The 17,117-nt window shown below is 58.1% G+C and carries 15 protein-coding genes; 9 read left to right on the forward strand and 6 right to left on the reverse strand.

The window, feature by feature from the left end; translation table 11 throughout:
* Window position 1 precedes the first annotated feature (1 nt).
* Genes B145_RS0100860 through B145_RS0100870 form a run of 3 tightly spaced genes read right to left on the reverse strand, consistent with a single transcriptional unit; the run spans window position 2 to window position 1,926 of the window.
* Window positions 2–976 (reverse strand): Gfo/Idh/MocA family protein, encoded by a 975-nt coding sequence (locus B145_RS0100860; protein WP_018604500.1) that lies wholly within the window; start codon window positions 974–976, stop codon window positions 2–4.
* 18 nt (window positions 977–994) lie between these two features.
* Window positions 995–1,177, reverse strand: coding sequence for a hypothetical protein (locus B145_RS0100865; RefSeq protein WP_026258697.1), 183 nt, complete (start codon window positions 1,175–1,177; stop codon window positions 995–997).
* 20 nt (window positions 1,178–1,197) lie between these two features.
* Window positions 1,198–1,926, reverse strand: a complete 729-nt coding sequence (locus tag B145_RS0100870) for an LOG family protein (RefSeq protein WP_018604503.1) — start codon at window positions 1,924–1,926, stop codon at window positions 1,198–1,200.
* A 165-nt stretch (window positions 1,927–2,091) separates the two neighbouring features.
* On the opposite strand from B145_RS0100870, the gene polA reads away from it, so the two are divergent.
* Window positions 2,092–4,839 carry a DNA polymerase I gene (polA, locus tag B145_RS0100875; RefSeq protein ID WP_018604504.1) on the forward strand — a complete coding sequence of 916 codons (2,748 nt, stop codon included), beginning with the start codon at window positions 2,092–2,094 and terminating at the stop codon, window positions 4,837–4,839.
* Window positions 4,840–5,078: 239 nt separating this feature from the next.
* The gene (locus B145_RS23935; RefSeq protein WP_018604505.1) at window positions 5,079–6,023 is read left to right on the forward strand and encodes an alpha/beta hydrolase; all 945 of its coding nucleotides are present in this window, start codon (window positions 5,079–5,081) and stop codon (window positions 6,021–6,023) included.
* A gap of 16 nt (window positions 6,024–6,039) precedes the next feature.
* Here B145_RS23935 and B145_RS23940 read toward each other — a convergent pair whose 3' ends face one another.
* Window positions 6,040–6,972, reverse strand: a complete 933-nt coding sequence (locus B145_RS23940; RefSeq protein ID WP_157288214.1) for a substrate-binding periplasmic protein — start codon at window positions 6,970–6,972, stop codon at window positions 6,040–6,042.
* A gap of 199 nt (window positions 6,973–7,171) precedes the next feature.
* On the opposite strand from B145_RS23940, the gene B145_RS0100890 reads away from it, so the two are divergent.
* Window positions 7,172–8,290, forward strand: a complete 1,119-nt coding sequence (locus B145_RS0100890; RefSeq protein ID WP_018604507.1) for a phosphoserine transaminase — start codon at window positions 7,172–7,174, stop codon at window positions 8,288–8,290.
* A 65-nt stretch (window positions 8,291–8,355) separates the two neighbouring features.
* On the opposite strand, the gene B145_RS0100895 is transcribed toward B145_RS0100890, so the two are convergent.
* Window positions 8,356–9,405, reverse strand: a complete 1,050-nt coding sequence (locus B145_RS0100895; RefSeq protein WP_018604508.1) for a hypothetical protein — start codon at window positions 9,403–9,405, stop codon at window positions 8,356–8,358.
* A gap of 211 nt (window positions 9,406–9,616) precedes the next feature.
* Window positions 9,617–11,008, reverse strand: coding sequence for an RtcB family protein (locus B145_RS0100900; RefSeq protein ID WP_026258699.1), 1,392 nt, complete (start codon window positions 11,006–11,008; stop codon window positions 9,617–9,619).
* Window positions 11,009–11,202: 194 nt separating this feature from the next.
* Here B145_RS0100900 and pyrF point away from each other — a divergent pair, with 194 nt between their 5' ends.
* The 6 genes from pyrF to B145_RS27115 all read left to right on the forward strand — a co-directional run bounded on the left by pyrF (window position 11,203) and on the right by B145_RS27115 (window position 16,839).
* Entirely contained in the window at window positions 11,203–12,018 is an 816-nt protein-coding gene (pyrF, locus tag B145_RS0100905; RefSeq protein ID WP_018604510.1) for an orotidine-5'-phosphate decarboxylase, read from the forward strand.
* A gap of 194 nt (window positions 12,019–12,212) precedes the next feature.
* Window positions 12,213–12,674 (forward strand): MarR family winged helix-turn-helix transcriptional regulator, encoded by a 462-nt coding sequence (locus B145_RS27105; protein ID WP_018604511.1) that lies wholly within the window; start codon window positions 12,213–12,215, stop codon window positions 12,672–12,674.
* On the forward strand, window positions 12,671–14,230 hold the full coding sequence (locus tag B145_RS0100915) for an MFS transporter (protein ID WP_018604512.1): 1,560 nt from the start codon (window positions 12,671–12,673) through the stop codon (window positions 14,228–14,230). Before B145_RS27105 ends, B145_RS0100915 begins: the two co-directional genes overlap by 4 nt.
* A 90-nt stretch (window positions 14,231–14,320) precedes the next feature.
* Window positions 14,321–15,163 carry a VOC family protein gene (locus tag B145_RS27110; protein ID WP_018604513.1) on the forward strand — a complete coding sequence of 281 codons (843 nt, stop codon included), beginning with the start codon at window positions 14,321–14,323 and terminating at the stop codon, window positions 15,161–15,163.
* Window positions 15,164–15,170: 7 nt separating this feature from the next.
* A complete protein-coding gene (locus tag B145_RS0100925; RefSeq protein ID WP_018604514.1) occupies window positions 15,171–15,662 on the forward strand; it encodes a hypothetical protein in 492 nt (163 codons plus the stop codon).
* A 607-nt stretch (window positions 15,663–16,269) separates the two neighbouring features.
* On the forward strand, window positions 16,270–16,839 hold the full coding sequence (locus B145_RS27115; protein WP_157288215.1) for a hypothetical protein: 570 nt from the start codon (window positions 16,270–16,272) through the stop codon (window positions 16,837–16,839).
* The last annotated feature ends 278 nt before the right edge of the window (window positions 16,840–17,117 follow it).

Here is a 17,117-nt window from a genome sequence, read left to right on the forward strand (position 1 = left end):
ATCAGGACCTATTGAGAATCTGGTCAATCACCCAATCCGTCCGTGCCGCGCTCTCCCCTGTGCTGGGGCATTCGCCACGACCCAGCAAGGCATCCACCACCATCTGGACGAGGGGTTGCTGCACGTGGTCGGGGTTGGGGATGGTAAATTGCTCCACGCCTGCGGCCGTGATCAGGTTAACGGAAAAATCGTTGAAGGTGGCAAAGGCCAGCCGCCCCTTGTCACCCACAATTTCGCAGTGATCCAACTGATCCCCGGCAGCAAAACACCATGCGCCACTACCCAGCACACCATTGGCAAAGCGGAAGCTCGCCGTTACGGTGTCTTCCACCGCGTAGGCGCCACTCTGGCAGGCTGACTGGCCGTGCACCTCGGTGATCGGGCCAAACAGGTAATCCAGATAATCCAGTTGGTGTGAGCCCATGTCCACAAAGCGCCCGCCGCCTGCCAGCGCCGGGTCAACCCGCCAAGGCTGGGTAGCTGCATTGGCGTCCTCTGCCGGCATGGGTTGGTGCAGGGCCAGATTCACATACCGTACTGCGCCAACGGCACCATCGAGCACCAGCTCACGGATTTTCTGAAAACGCGGCATGGCGCGCCGGTAATAGGCCACAAAGAGCGGCACACCCTTGGCCGCAAAGGCCTCGCACATCGCGCGGCTCTGCGCCTGATTGAGCGCCATGGGCTTTTCCACATAGCAGGGCTTGCCTGCAGCCGCGCACTGCAAGGCGAGTTCATGATGCGAGCCGGGTGGCGTGGCCACATAGACGGCGTCAACCTCGGGGTCATTGATCAAGGCCTGGGCGTCGGCATACCAGCGTGGCACGCCGTGGCGCAGGGCGTAATCTTCCGCCAGGGCGGCGTTGCGACGCATCACGGCGACCAGTTGCGAACCAGCGGCCTTCTGAAAGCCCGGGCCGCTCTTGACTTCGGTGACATCACCACAGCCGAGGATGCCCCAGCGGATTTGCTGCATATCTGTTTCCAATATCAATCAGTCTTCTTCAGGCTCGGGCAATGCGATGCCACGCGCCTCCATCAGCACCCGCACACCTTCGGGAATCGGGCGGCATCTGCAATGCCGGGCGTGCTCCAGATGCCAGGCGATGCGTTGCTCGGGCGTTGCGCGCTCCGGCATACGGTATTGGGCATGCCATTCACGATTGAGCCTGGGCATCGGGGCCTCCACAAAATTCATTACAGGTTGAGCATGGCCTCATGCTCATTGGGTAGCTCGTTGAAACCGCGCTTTTCGTAGTGGCGGAAGATGGCTTCCACGATCTTTTCCGGCTCATCAATCACCTGGATGAGTTCCAGATCATCGGCATTGATCATTTTCTGCGCCACCAGGGTGTTCCTGAACCAATCCAGCAAACCACTCCAAAACTGGCTACCCACCAGGATCACCGGAATCTTGCGGCCCTTGCCGGTCTGGATCAGGGTGAGCGCTTCCATCAGCTCGTCGAGTGTGCCGAAACCACCGGGCATAGCGATGAAGGCAGAGGCAAACTTCACGAACATCACCTTGCGCGGGAAAAAGTGGCGGAAGGTCTGCGAAATATCCTGATAGGGGTTGCCACTCTGTTCATGGGGAAGCTGGATATTCAGGCCCACCGACAAGCCCTTGCCATAGAACGCGCCCTTGTTGGCTGCCTCCATGATGCCGGGGCCCCCGCCGGAAATCACCGAGAAGCCCGAGTCCGACAGCAGGCGGGCGATCCGCTCGGTGAGTTGATAGTTGGGGTCATCCGGCTTGGTACGGGCCGAACCGAAGATGCTCACCCCCGGGCGGATGGGCTTGAGGCGTTCAATCGCCTCGACAAATTCAGACATGATGCCAAAGACCCGCCAAGCCTCGCGCGCCTGTTCGGTTTGGTCATCGGCGGAAACAGCCTTGAAAGGCGGTAATTTTGTTTTTGCACTCATGGGTTCGTACCAACAGTGAAGGGGGAGAACGAGCGTCCGTGCCATCCTAACCCGCCCGCGCAGCCGCCACAAGGCACAATCAGGCACCATCAGCCCGGCGGAATGCGATAATCTCTGCGTTTGCTTTTTAGTGGGCGCCCTATCGCCCCTGTCAGGACTCCCCCAATGCCCAAACTCCTGCTCGTCGACGGTTCCAGCTACCTGTTCCGTGCCTTCCACGCCATGCCTGACCTGCGCAACCGAGCAGGCGAGCCGACGGGAGCGCTGCGCGGCGTGCTCAACATGCTCGCCCCCTTGCGCTACTCATCAGGTGCGAGCCATGCGGTATGCGTGTTCGATGCCAAGGGCAAGACCTTCCGCAACGACTGGTATCCCGAATACAAGGCCAACCGCCCGCCCACGCCCGAAGATCTGGTCGCCCAAATTGCCCCGATCCACACCTGCGTGCGCGCCATGGGCTGGCCGGTGATCGTGCAGGAAGGGGTGGAGGCCGATGACGTGATCGGCACGCTGACCCGCATCGCCGTTGAGCAAGGCTTTGAAGTGGTGATTTCCACGGGCGACAAGGACATGGCCCAATTGGTCCGCCCTGGCGTGACACTGATCAACACCATGACCAACGAAACCCTGGACGAAGCCGGGGTGCTAAACAAGTTCGGCGTGCGGCCCGAACGCATCATCGACTACCTCACGTTGACGGGGGATACGGTCGACAACGTGCCCGGCGTGCCCAAGTGCGGCCCCAAGACGGCGGTGAAATGGCTCACAGAATACGACTCGCTTGACAACATCATTGTCAATGCCAACGCCATCAAGGGCGTGGTGGGTGAGAACCTGCGCAATACCCTGGATTTCCTGCCCTTGGGGCGCAGGCTGGTCACCATCGCCACCGATGTGGCATTGCCCGAGCCGCTGGAATCATTGACTTGGCGCGAGGTGGACAAAACCACCCTGGCCGAGCAATTCGCCCGTTACGAATTCAAGAGTCTGTTGCGCACCGTGCAGGCGGACGCACCCGCAGAAACACCCAATGCTGCACCCGCGAAAGCACAAGGCGGCCTGTTCGCAGCAGAGGATATGCCCCCGGCGGAACGCAGCAGCGCCCATCGTGAGAAATACGAGTGCATCCTGACGCATGAGGCGCTCGCCCAGTGGCTGGAAAAGATCAACGCAGCAGCCCTCACCGCCTTCGACACCGAAACCGATAGCCTGGACCCGATGCTGGCACAATTGGTTGGCATGAGCTTCTGCATCACCGAAGGCGAAGCCGCCTACCTGCCGCTCACCCACCGCTACCCTGGCGCGCCGGCGCAATTACCGCTGGATGAGGTGCTGGCCACGCTCAAGCCCTGGTTTGAGGATGCCAGCAAACCCAAGCTGGGCCAGAACCTGAAGTATGACATGCATGTGCTCGCCAATCACGGCATACGCCTGCGGGGCATCGTCGATGACACCCTGCTGGAATCTGCCGCTTGGGAGAGCGACAAGAACCACGATCTGGATTCGCTGGCCAACCGCCACACCGATCTGGCCACACTGTCTTATACCGACATCTGTGGCAAGGGTGCCAAGGCCATCGGCTTCTATGACGTTGAACTTGAACAAGCCACCGCCTACGGCGCAGAGGATGCCGATGTCACCCTGCGCGTGCACCACAAACTCGCCCCCCGCATCGCGGCAGAGGCTTCGCTGACCCGCGTGTACAAGGAGATCGAGCTACCCGTGCAGGAAGTGCTCTGGGCCATGGAGCGCCAGGGCGTGATGATTGACGCTTTCCTGCTCGCCCAGCAAAGCGACGAACTGGGCCGCAAGATGATGGAGATTGAGCAGGAAGCCTTCAAGGTCGCCGGTCAGCCATTCAATCTGAATAGCCCGAAGCAGATCCAGGAACTGCTCTTTGAACGCGACAAGCTGCCGGTACTCAAGAAGACCCCCGGCGGCACCCCGAGTACCGATGAAGAGGTACTGGCCCAGCTCGCGCTCGACTACCCGCTACCCAAGCTGATCCTGGAATACCGTGGGATGGCCAAGCTCAAGAATACCTATACCGACAAGCTGCCGCGCATGGTCAACCCGAAAACAGGACGCGTGCATACCAGCTTTTCGCAAACCGGCGCAATTACCGGGCGGCTTGCCAGCTCAGAGCCCAATCTGCAGAACATTCCCGTGCGCACGCCAGAAGGACGACGCATCCGTGCCGCCTTTATCGCGCCAAGTGGATGGCATATCGTCTCTGCCGACTATTCGCAGATCGAACTACGCATCATGGCGCATCTGTCGGGTGACGCACGGCTGTTGGAAGCCTTTGCTGCAGGGGAAGACGTGCACCGCGCCACGGCTGCCGAGGTGTTCGGCGTGGAAACCGCAGAAGTCACCAGCGAGCAACGCCGCTACGCCAAAACCATTAACTTCGGCCTGATCTATGGCATGAGCGCGCACGGGCTGGCCAAGTCACTGGAAATCGAGCGCAGCGCAGCACAAAGCTGGATTGACCGCTACTTTGCCCGCTACCCCGGTGTGGCCGCCTATATGGAAGCCACCCGCCACGCGGCCCGCGATCAGGGTTATGTTGAAACGGTATTCGGGCGCCGCCTGTGGCTGCCGGAGATCAAGAGCAGCAACGTCGGGCGCCGTCAGGGGGCGGAGCGTGCCGCCATCAATGCGCCCATGCAGGGGACGGCAGCCGATTTGGTCAAGCTCGCCATGCGCCGCGTCTATGACTGGCTCAACAACGATGGCCTGCAAAGCAAGCTCTTGCTGCAGGTGCATGACGAACTGATCCTGGAAGTGCCACCCGAGGAACTCGAACTGGTCAAGACCACCCTGCCACGCCTGATGGCCGAGGTGGCCACGCTCAAGGTGCCGCTGCTGGCTGAAGTGGGCGTGGGTGCCAACTGGGACGAGGCGCATTGATCAACGCGGACGGTAATACTTGGTAACAAGATCGCCCTCCCCTTGCTCGCGGAGGGCGGCTAAGATCATGGCAGACCTTGACTGAGAACCTGTTCAGAATCTGTAGCGAGAGGCTGTCAGCGGGGTGAAGAGCAGCGCAGAAACCGGAGTTTATGTGGATAAATGAGGATTTCGAGTAGCGCATGAACCCCGATCACAGCCTCGCAGTAAGATTATGAACAGGTTCTGAAAGGACCGCCATGAAACGTCTGCTGTTACTGCTTCTCTGTGCCCTGTGTACCAGCCAGGCCTTTGCCGGGCCGCTCCTGGATCGTCTGCGCGAACGGCGCGAGGCCAGCCAGGACGACGCACTGGAGCAGGACGACGATACCGGCTCACGCTTGGCCCTGCCTGCCGGTGCCAAGGTGCTGCACGATGTGGCCTATGGCAGCGACGCCAAGCAAAGCATGGACGTGTACCTGCCCGCCAACCCAGCCAATGCGCCCGTCATTTTCATGGTGCATGGCGGGGCGTGGCGTACGGGCGACAAGGCGATGTCCCGTGTGGTCAACAACAAAGTGGCCCGCTGGCTGCCGCGCGGCATCATCTTCATCTCGGTCAATTACCGCCTGCTCCCCAAGGCCGATCCGCTGCAACAGGCAGAGGATGTGGGGCGTGCCCTGGCCACGGCACAAGGCAAAGCGCGGGAGTGGGGCGCCAATCCCGATGCCTTCGTACTCATGGGGCATTCGGCGGGCGCCCATCTGGTGAGCCTCATCAACAGCCCGCCGGAGCGAACCCTGGCCCTGGGTGCCCGACCCTGGCTGGGAACGGTGTCGCTGGATACGGCAGCCATGGATATTGTCACCGTCATGCAGAATCGGCACTTCCGGTTTTATGACAAGGCGTTTGGCAGTGACCCAGCTTTCTGGCAGGCCACCTCCCCCATGCAGCAGTTGAACAGGCAGGCCCCGCCCCTGTTCGCGGTATGTTCCTCCACGCGGCCCGATCATCCATGTGATGGCACACAGACTTTCGCCGACAAGGCGCATGACATGGGCTTACGAGTAGAGATGCTGCCACAAGCCCTGAAGCATTCGCAAATCAACGAAAACCTTGGCCAACCGGGCGCTTACACCACTGCCGTGGAGCGCTTCATGGCAGGCCTTTCGCCTGCGCTACGCACACGCCTGGGCGAGCCGTAACATCAATTCACGCACACTATGGCCGGGACTTGGCGGTGGACTGCTGGTCAGCGAGCCAATACCGTGCATCACCCGCATGCGGCATGGCCTTGTATTCCGGGTTATCCATCTGCAGGATGCGGCGCTGGTCCAGATGGGCCGTGCGGATAGTTTCAGCAAATTCGCGCTGAAACAGCTTTTCATAAGAGCCATCCGCCACCGCAGCTTCCAGCCCTTTGCGCAGGCGCTCGGCCAGTGCCTCATTACCCTTGCGCACCCAGAAAAAATCCGGAGACGGATAGTAGAGCGCCAGGGTTTTCTCTAGCGCCAGATGAGGCATCTGCTGGGCGTGCTGTTGCACTTCCATGAAAGGTTCATACACGCCACGGGGGAAGAAATCAAAGCGCCCGGACATCAGCATGGCGAACAAGCCTTCATAGCTGGCAGTCGTTTCCACCTTGAAGCCATTGCCCTGCAGAATACGGGTATCCACCCAATCCCGCCCCTGGCCGGCGGTGAGCTTTTTCAAGCCTGCCAGATCATGGATGGCAGAAAACTCTGCCTGACGGCGTCCGTCAATCAGCAGCAAACGGATGCCCAGAATCCCTTTGCGGATGCAGATGGGCACCGGCACAAACTGCTGCGCCAAGCCATGTTCGGCGGGGAAACTCGCCACATCCAGAAGCTCGCCACGACCCAGCTCGGCCATAATGCGCGCAGTCGTCATGGGTTGCGGTGCCTGTGTGGCACGCGCAGGGCCATACTCATGCGCGGTTTTGTCCAGCGCCAATTGCAACATGCGTACTGGATAGGCATAGCGGAAATCCCCCGGCGCAACCCCTGCCGGGTAACGTATCAATTGTTCCGCCCCTTGCGCCAATGATGCCCAGGCCAACGCCACACAGGCCAACACCCCTGCCACCGCTCCTCGCACACGCATACCCGCCCCCTCTGGATGCCAGATAGTCATCCACTCCCCGCATGGCAGACACTTTAGCACTCCCCTCGGCTTCCTGCCCCATCGTCCATCAGGGCATAGCTGCCAAGAAAGGCTCGCCAGGACAAGCACTTGGAACACATCAAAGACGCCAAGGTTTCCGGCCCAAGGGTTTTCTACAAGGCTATAATGGTGCGTTCAGTTTTCCCCTTGCCCTTATTTGGAGCCAGTCGTGAAGCCAACCGTCAAGCCGCAATCGCCGAATTTCTCCTCGGGCCCCTGTGCCAAGCGCCCGGGGTACTCACTCGCCAACCTGCCGACCGACATTCTGGGCCGCTCCCACCGCAGCACCCTGGGCAAATCCCGTCTGACCAAGGCGATTGTCGACACCAAGCGTATCCTCGGCATCCCTGCTGACTACCACGTCGGGATCGTCCCCGCGTCGGACACCGGCGCGTTCGAGATGGCCATGTGGAACATGCTCGGTGCCCGCCCCATCGACATTTTCAGTTGGGAATCCTTCGGCGAAGGCTGGGCTACCGACATCGTCAAGCAGCTCAAACTGCCTGAGGTACGCCACATTCAGGCCCCGTATGGCGAATTGCCCGACCTCGCCCAGTGGAACCCCAAGCATGACATCGTGTTTACCTGGAACGGCACCACCTCCGGCGTCAAGGTTCCGAACGGGGACTGGATTCCTGCCGACCGCGAAGGCCTGACCCTGTGTGACGCCACCAGCGCCGTCTTCGCCATGGACATGCCGTGGGACAAGCTCGACGTGGTCACCTACTCCTGGCAGAAAGTGCTCGGCGGTGAAGGTGCGCACGGCATGCTGGTACTTTCGCCCCGCGCTGTAGCCCGTCTGCAAAGCTACAAACCCGCATGGCCGCTGCCGAAGATCTTCCGCATGGTCAAGGGTGGTGAGCTGATGGCCGAAATCTTTGAAGGCTCGACCATCAACACCCCATCGATGATCGCCAACGAAGATTATCTGGACGCACTTGCCTGGGCCGACTCCATCGGCGGCCTGCCGGAACTCATCCGCCGCAGCAACGCCAATCTGGCCGCGTTCGAGCAATTCGTTGCCAAGACCCCGTGGATTCACTTCCTGGCCAAAGACGCAGCCTGCCGCTCCAACACCTCGGTCTGTTTCTCGCTGGATGCAACCCCGGAACAGGTCAAGAAGATCGTCAAGCTGCTGGACGCTGAAGGCGTGGCGTATGACATCGGCTCCTACAAAGACGCCCCCCCAGGGCTGCGCTTCTGGTGCGGCGCCACCGTCTGCACCGCCGACATCGAAGCCGTACTCCCCTGGCTGGAATGGGCCTACGCGGAAGTTACCAAGGCCTGATTTTCGATTATGCCAAACAAAAACGCCCGGTTATGCCGGGCGTTTTTGTTTTGTCAAAACACACACTACTTCAATGACATATCTACAAGACCATAACCCAAACTACCATCCTTCTGCTTCACTATTTGAATGGTGATCTTTGACAAAAATTTGGAGGGTGTCGCAATCCATCTGATCACTGCAGATTTTTCTTCACCTCCCGAAATGCCTACATTGGTTTCATAGTCCTCCAACAAATCCTGAACTACGCCAGCGGCTAAATCAGAGACGCTCAGAAGGTCATCCAAATGACCCTTTTCGTCAAAAGACTTACCTAGCCCCATGCTGTTGAGTTTATGCTCCATATACATACCCAGAGTCTGAGTAAATATATCGGTAGTGTGCAAGAAATTCTTTTTTCTACCATTTTCATTGATAGAGTCTTCATCGCAGTACCAGATTAGCTTCTGATTTTCATAGGTCAGCAATGCAACAAACGCTGCGATAATATTAGTTACCCGAAGAACTTTTTCCGCAGAGAGCCCTTTCCATTCACCAAGCCCTCTATCCTTGAGTTGCTCAAGTATTTCAGGGTGAGCTTGTTGCTTATCTCGTCCAAACACAGTTTGGATCTGCTTACTAATTGCAATAGTAATAAGTGCCCCATGAATATATTTATCAACTAATTGCAGGTACTCTTGCAGGGCGCGACTTCTAGGGCCATACGTAAGATCTTTATAGGAAAATTCGCTATAAGGCTTTAGCAATCCATACTTAGCCCTCAATTCTCTTATATTTTCTTGAAAGACTTTTATCTTGTCGTAGGCGAGAAACAAAAAAGAGTATGTATTAAATCGTGCCCCTGGGTGTTCTCCGCCAAAATCCGACATAACCGCAACACCTTTATCATCGGAAAAATCAGGTAGCTCTTGGACAAAACTCTGCACCATCCCATTTAATAGATGTGAGAAATATGGGTATTCGTCAGTAACTCTCGACAATTTGAACGGCCCGCTCTTATTGATTTTCTGCTGTGCAGAACCAACCGCAACGACAATTTTATGAGTATTGAGCCCGTTTGCGCCGAGACCCTCTATTGCATCATTAATTGTTGATCTTTTAAATGGGACTCTCATTTTTCTATCTCAAGGCCAGTTAAATTTATCAATCTTTACCAAACACCTTCAGCGAGACCAATACTACTAAGCGACACATGGTGAGATTATGTAGCGGTGTTTGTAGTTAGTTTTATAGCCTTAATGGGAAACTAACAAAGTTTACTTGGCGCAGCAGCCTCAGAATCAGCCATTGCTCCGCCCACCCTTTCCAGAACAGGCGGCGCAATCCTCAAGCCTTGAAACTCACCAACGGGCGCATGCGGGCAACTGTATTGATCAGACCTGCCTGCTCCTGCACTTCAATCACTGGGCCGATGGGTTTGTAGGCCTGGGGTGCCTCCTCCATACGGCGTTCCTCGCGCAAGGTCACACAATGCCATGCGTAGGCAGCCTCAACATTTTCTGCATGGCGCATAGCTTGGCGACGCACGCGCCTTCCCGCCCCATGGCTGCAGGAGCACAGCCAGTCTTGCTGGCCCTGCCCCATCACCAGAAACGAGGCGTCTCCCATCGAGCCAGGAATCAAGGCCAGTTGTCCGGCATGCGCGGGGGTTGCACCCTTGCGATGGATATTCATGCCCTGTTCCTGCGTCACGATGTTGTGGGACACTTCCACCACCGTGCTGGAATCATCCTTGCCACAAATCACCTTCAATTCACGGCGAATCAGCTCGGTGATCACAACACGGTTGAGCCACGCATAACGTGCGGCAGTGCCCATGGCCACGAGGTATTCTTGCGCCAGTGCACCTTCCAGACCATACAGGCCGCTGGCGGGATACTTGCGCCCGGCAGGCCAGGCTTCACGCGCCCGATCCATCCAGCGCCCGCCCACGTAGAAACCCACATCACGCGAGCCGGTGTGGATCATGATGACCACCTCATCCAGTGCAATCCCTGCGGCATAGGCGGCATGCCGATCCAGAATTTTTTCGACGCATTGCAGTTCGATAAAGTGGTTGCCAGAGCCAGGGGTGCCCAGTTGCGGATCACGCAGCACCTCGCGCCCGCCGACCAGCGCTTCTGGTGCATGGCGAGAGGCAGCCTGTATATCGGCAAGCCCGACACTGGCTTCCAGTTCGCGGGCGATCCGTTGCACATCCACGTATTGCCAGAGCCCTTCGCGGGGCAGACAATCGAGGAAATCCAGCGGGCCACCGTCAAACAAGGCACAGAAGGCGGCGCTGCTCAGTGGCACATTCCGTTCGTTATCCAGCAGCACAGCGCGCAGACGGGTGATGATGCGCTCACGGTGCTGTTCATAATCCGCCAGACGCAGGCCTGTGCGGATCAGGCGCATGCCGCAGGCGATGTCCGTCCCCACACTGGCAGGGATCACAAAATCAGCATCCGTGGCCACAACAGCACCCACCGGGGCAATCGTACCAGGGTGAAAATCCGGTGTGGCGCAGGCTACCTTGACGCCACGCTGCCCATCTGGGCTGCGCACGGAGGCAAATGCCAGCAGTTGTTCAACCGCTTTTTCTTCCAGTGGAAGATCAGCAGGCAACAATACTCGGGCAGACGCGTCCGCGCGGCTTAAGTGATAAACGCCATTTTCATAAGACAATGCAACGCCATGGCGGCCAAGCGCTTTTTGCATTCGGGAATAGTGGGACATTTGCTGCTTTCATATCAGGCATAAGAGATCGCCAAGGCAAAAAGCCTTGGGCATATGCCCTCCGCAGCAGCAAACCTAGAGGGGAATCGGTATTAATGTAGCCGAGTCCTCATTGCTGTGCAAGCCTTGCCCCTTTGGCGAGTTGCCCGCTTCCCGGTACACTTGCGCCATTACCTTTGCTGAAAGCCCATACAATGCCTTTCATTACCGACCTTGCTGCCGCGTGGCAAAAGAACAACTCCCTGCTCTGCGTGGGGCTGGACCCGGATCTGGCGAAGTTTCCGGCGCATCTGAAAGACAAGCCGGATGCGATCTTTGAATTCTGCCGGGCAATTGTGGATGCCACGGCGGATCTGGTCTGTGCTTACAAGCCGCAGATAGCCTACTTTGCAGGCGAGTCGGCAGAGACTCAGCTTGAGGCGCTGATCGATTACATCCATAGCGAACATCCGGACATCCCGGTGATTCTGGATGCCAAGCGTGGCGACATTGGCGCGACTGCCGCCCAATACGCCCGCGAAACCTTTGTGCGCTACCAGGCGGATGCGCTGACGGTGAATCCGTACATGGGTTTCGATTCGGTGGAGCCTTATCTGGAGTACCCGGATTGTGGGTTGATCGTACTGTGCCGCACCTCCAACCCCGGCGGGTCTGATCTGCAGAACCTGGAGGTGGCAGGCGGGCGCAAGCTGTATCAGCACGTAGCCGGTCTGGTGGCAGAGAAGTGGAATCGCCACGGCCAAGCCGCGCTGGTGGTCGGGGCAACCTTCCCGGCGGAACTGGCCGACGTGCGCAAGATTGTGGGTGAGATGCCGCTGCTGGTGCCGGGTATCGGTGCGCAGGGGGGTGATGTGCAGGCCACAGTGAATGCGGGCAAAACGGCTGCGGGGACGGGGCTGATGATCAATTCTTCCCGTGCGATCCTGTACGCAGGCCAGGGTGAGGATTTTGCCGAGGCGGCCCGCAAGGCAGCACTCGCCACGCGGGATGAGATCAACCAATATCGTTGAAATACCGTTGATTGTGTAACAAAACGCGAGCGGCAAAGCGCTGCCTGATTCGCGTTTTAGCGCAGTAGACATAGGGCTGGACCATGTTGTGACATGGCCCAGCCTTTTTCTTTGATACAGGGGCGATTGAAAATTGGTTGCTATACACAACAATCACGCCTAGACTGTTGCGTATAGCAACTAGTTAAAACGCCATGTCTGATCTTCCCTCCTCCTCCCACACGCCCGGTCATTTGATGCGGGAATTCGTGCGCCTCTACCTCATCCGCCAAAGGCGCTTTGCCCATGACCAAGGGATTCCGCCGCAAGGGCGCCTGCTCGGGATGCTGCTCCGTAACGGCCCGCTGACGCAGGGCGAGCTGGGGCGCATCGCGGGGCTGGATAAGAGCTGGATCAGCCGAGGGATCGACCGGATGGTAGAGGAAGGCTGGGTGGAGCGCGTACCGCTGGCCTCTGACCGGCGCTGCATGGAATTGCACCTCACGGACAAGGGGCGCGAGCTGGCCCAAGTCACCAATGGGCAACTGGATGAACACGCGGAAGCCTTGTTCGAGCATATCCCGGAGGAGCGCCACGCCCCGATTGCGCAGGCGCTGCAAACCTTGATTGATGCCTTGGCGCAACTGGATCAGCCGACCAAGCGGGAGGGTGTATGAGCCAGCCCCGACCCCAAGCCCGCAGCTTTCGCGCCTCTTTGCTGGCCATGCTAGGCATCAGTCTGGTGATTGTGCTGATCGCCATTGATTCCACCGTAGTGGGTACCGCCATGCCACGTATTGTGGCGGAGTTGCGCGGCTACGATCTGTATGCCTGGATCGCCTCGGCCTACCTGATGACCAGTGCCGTCTCCATCCCCATTGCCGGGCGCTTGGGCGATCTGTATGGGCGCAAGCCTTTCGTGCTTGCCGCCATCGTGTTGTTCACACTGGCCTCTGGCGCCTGTGGCTTGGCACAGAGCATGATGCAGTTGATGGTCGCTCGTGGGGTACAGGGCCTGGGCGGGGGCATGCTGATCGGAGTGGCCTTTGCGTGCGTGCCGGATTTGTTCCCGGATCGGGTGCAGCGGGTGCGCTGGCAGGTCATCCTCTCTGCAAGTTTCGGGGTCGCCAATGCCATCGGCCCAGCACTGGGGGGCTGGCTGACCGAGCATGCGGGCTGGCGTAGCGTGTTCTATGTGAATCTGCCCATCGCGGTGGTAGCACTGGGCATGGTATGGCGTTACCTGCCCTTCATCGTGCAGCACGATGGCGAGAATCGCAGTATCGACTGGTTGGGGGCGCTTTTGCTAGCCATCGCAATCTGCGGACTGCTGCTGGGTTCGGAACGCGCCCAGACTGCTGGCTTTGGCCTGCTGACGCTGGGCATGGTCGCATTTGCCAGCGCCTGCGGGGCATTCTTTATCTGGCACCAGTACCACACCCAGGCCCCCATCGTACCGCCCGACCTGCTCAACAATTCCGGGGTGCGCAAGCTGATTGCGCTGGGGGTACTCACCGGCACCACCATGTTTGCCCTGATCTTCTACGCGCCTTTGCTGCTGCAGGGAGGCTTTGGCCACTCACCCAAGGAAGCCGGGCTGGTGATGACGCCGTTGCTGGTCTGCATCACCCTTGGCAGCATCATCAACGGACGCATCCTGCCCCATCTGAGTCAGGCGGAGCGGGTGATCAGTTGGGGGCAGGTCGGCACCCTGACAAGCTGCCTGCTGCTGAGCCTGCTGACCCCGCAGACGCCAAAAGTCTGGACGATGCTTGCCTTTGGCCTGTGTGGCATCAGCCTGGGTTTCCAGTTGCCCAACCTCACCCTGCAGATGCATGCGGTGGCGGGCGCCCGCAATCTGGGGGCTGGCACGGCGCTGGTACAGACCACGCGCATGCTGGGCAGCATGATCGGCGTGGCCTTCGCCGGGGCCTTGGTCAATACAACCTTCACGCACTACACCCAGGCTGCGCTGGCAGCCGCACACCAGGGGGACGTGAGACTTGCGCAACTTTTGAGCACTCCCCAGGTACTGATCCGGGCAGAAGACCAAAGCGCCCTTCATGCTGTGGGCCAGCAAATAGGGGCGCAGACCGCCCCCTTGCTGGAGGCTGCCCGTCAGGGCCTGATTGGCGGGATTCACATGACCTTTCTGGTCTGCGCCGCCATTGCTGCGGTGAGTATTTGCATCGGTTTGCGTTTGCCGCGTTACGAACTGAGCAAAAACCGTTAGGATTCGGATAATGGCAGTTGTGTCGCGCTGGCACGCTGCACATTACAATTTACATATATCCATCCACACCACTCTTCGGGATTTTCCAAAATGGGGATCTTCAAAGGCGTCGAACACGTAGCCATCTTTGCGGCGGATACCAAGAAGCTGGCCGACTGGTATGTCCAATACCTGGACATGGTCATCATCCAAGACAATGGGCAGGGCATTCTTTTTCTGCTCATGAGCGATGGTTCTATTGTCGAGTTGATTCCCAGCCCCGATGGGCAAGCCGCGCGTGAGCGTTTGCAGGAGAAGGAAAGCGGCATTCATCACATCGCTTTTTCGGTCGAGGCTGACCACTTTGGTGCGGCCATCCAGCGCATCACGGCTGAAGGCGGCGCCGAGACGGTGGGCGAGACACCCCGGCAGTTCCCGGAAAATCTGGCCACCTTCCACTTCCGTGACCCGGAAGGCAACATCCTGCACCTGATCTCGCGTGCGCATCGCCTGAGTCTGGCGGCCCCGCAGATCCTCAAGAGTGCGCCGAAAAATGCGCTGCTCAAAGGCATTGAGCATATCGGCATCGTGGCCCGAGACCCGGATGCGCTACGCCAATGGTATGTCTCCACCTTGGGTTTCAACCTGATCGTCAGTGACGATGGGCATGGCACCGCCTTTGTGCTGACCTCCGATGGCCGCTCGGTGCTGGAATTCACCCAATGCAAACGGGATCGGGGCCTTCTGCCCTACAACGCCCCCGGCCTGCGCCACATCGCCATTGCCGTAGCGCCTGAGGATGCCGACCGTGCCGCCCGCCTGCTCAAGGCTGACCGCGTGGAGGTGCTGGAGGATTATCAGAAGCTACCCAACGGGCAACATCTGTTCTACTTCCGTGACCCTGAAGGCAACGTGTTGCACCTGATCGCCCGCACCCAACCCCTCGCCCACTAAAAGCAGGATGACGAAGAAACTTTATCGCCGCACAGCGCGCGAAGCGGATCGTTTGCTCTGGATTTCGCTGATCATTGGCGTGGTGTGCGGCGCTTTCACCTATATGATGGTGACATCAAATCTGGCCATTGTTGCCGCCGTTGTCGCCGTGCCGTTCTACAGTGCGATTCGCCGTGCACTCAAGGGGCCACCGATGGGCGTCCCCCTGCTGGAAGTAGCAGAGGATGTACTCGTATTGCGCAACCCCCTGTTCATTCCCCCCAAGGTGGATCGTATCCCGCTGAATAAGCTTCACTCGGTCTGCTATCGAGGTGAAGAAGGGCGGCGTTTTTTTGATTGCCTGGACAACGACGGGGTACAGCGCAGCATTGGCCCGTTTGAGCGCATGCCAGAGGTGCAGATCATCGCCCGCTGGTTTGCCGAGACCTTGCCGGAGCACCCCTTCCGCGTACACGTATCCGTCTTGCCCCAGCATCAGGATCTGCCGCCAGGGCTGTAGGCGCCACGTAGGGGGCCTGCCACCCGCATGCCTCCGACATGGTGAAGATGGGACAGAGCCTCGCATTCACCTGTCCCTGGATTGACGTGATGTCTGGTTACGGTCTTACCCCATCTGTGTATTCTGCTATCCATCACCGCCATCAGGCGCAAGCGCTCTGATTTTGCGTACTACTTCGCGCTGGAATCAGCACAAGGCAACGAACAAGGCACCTGATGGGTGCCTTTTTTTATTTCTTCATGATCTCGTACATTTTGTCACTCGCGCTGATACCGCTTGGTAATTACGATGTTGACTTGATGGATGCTTGGCGATATCCAGCCTTCATCGACTAGACTTCAAGGCAAGCGTTGTAGGTTGGTGCAAGCCGAAGGCGCCGCCCAACGACTTTTGTGGGGCAATTTGTGGCAACACGTTATTGATGTCACCCAAAAATATGTTCATCACATCTATAATTTTTTCGACGGATCTTTGATAAAAGCGTTGGGTGACGCCTCCGGCTTACCCAACCTACCGCTGGGGTCACTGGCTAATCATGACACATGCCTCTAGAAGCAGCGTCGGGAGCACATCGCTTGAAAGCGAGATCACAGAGTGGCTAGTTCAGTTGATCAAGGACGAAAAGCTGCTCGACGCTATAGACGAACAAGAAGGCATCAACGCTACTATCGAATCGATAAAAAAAAGAATCGGAGTTCCGGCCTTTGGTTTCGATCACTTGTCACGACGCGCGAACGTACGCGCTGCTTCCGTTGTACTGAAGAACCTAGGACTCCTCGAAGTTATTGCTGTCGACAAAAGCATCTCTTTGACAACCGGAGAGGTGCTACGTCCTGACATCCTGTGCTTCAACCCCGAGTCACGAACACTGGTGGTATTCGAGGTCAAACGAGACAAACTAACTGAACGGCAAGCCGTCACCGAACTCGCGGGGTATGAACAGGAACTAAGGAATACGCTTCCATTCCTTGGTAACTTCGATGTGAATTTTGTGTTGATATCCACGCATTGGGACGTCCTCTTGAACCACGCTGTGGCGAATTTCAACACATGGTCAGGAAAGAATTGCCTTGCGCTCAAAGTCTCAACCGATCAGCGGCCGTTCACCTTAGCTTGTCACCTTCCTGATGCCTGGCAGCTTCGTGGGAGCAGTACGCTTCCTCACGAGGCACTGTAATCGATCGACCTCTATCTCTACGAGGAGGATGGCAATGATGAAGATCAGTCAATTCCCGCTGAGCTAATCACTGCGATCGACATCATTGCTAGGTCGGGAGATCGATATGAATCCCATGGATTCGCCATGTTGTGGCGGGATCATGCCCAATTTGGGAATGGGCACTGGAGCCTTACGCTATACGGCGTCGATCCGCTCGCGATGTACGCTTGGTGCAGCAAGCATGGGCTAGCGATTCGGTCGTCTAAACTCACGGAGTATCTGGACAAGCATGCCGC

Source organism: Uliginosibacterium gangwonense DSM 18521 (assembly GCF_000373965.1).
GTDB classification, from domain to species: Bacteria; Pseudomonadota; Gammaproteobacteria; order Burkholderiales; family Rhodocyclaceae; genus Uliginosibacterium; species Uliginosibacterium gangwonense.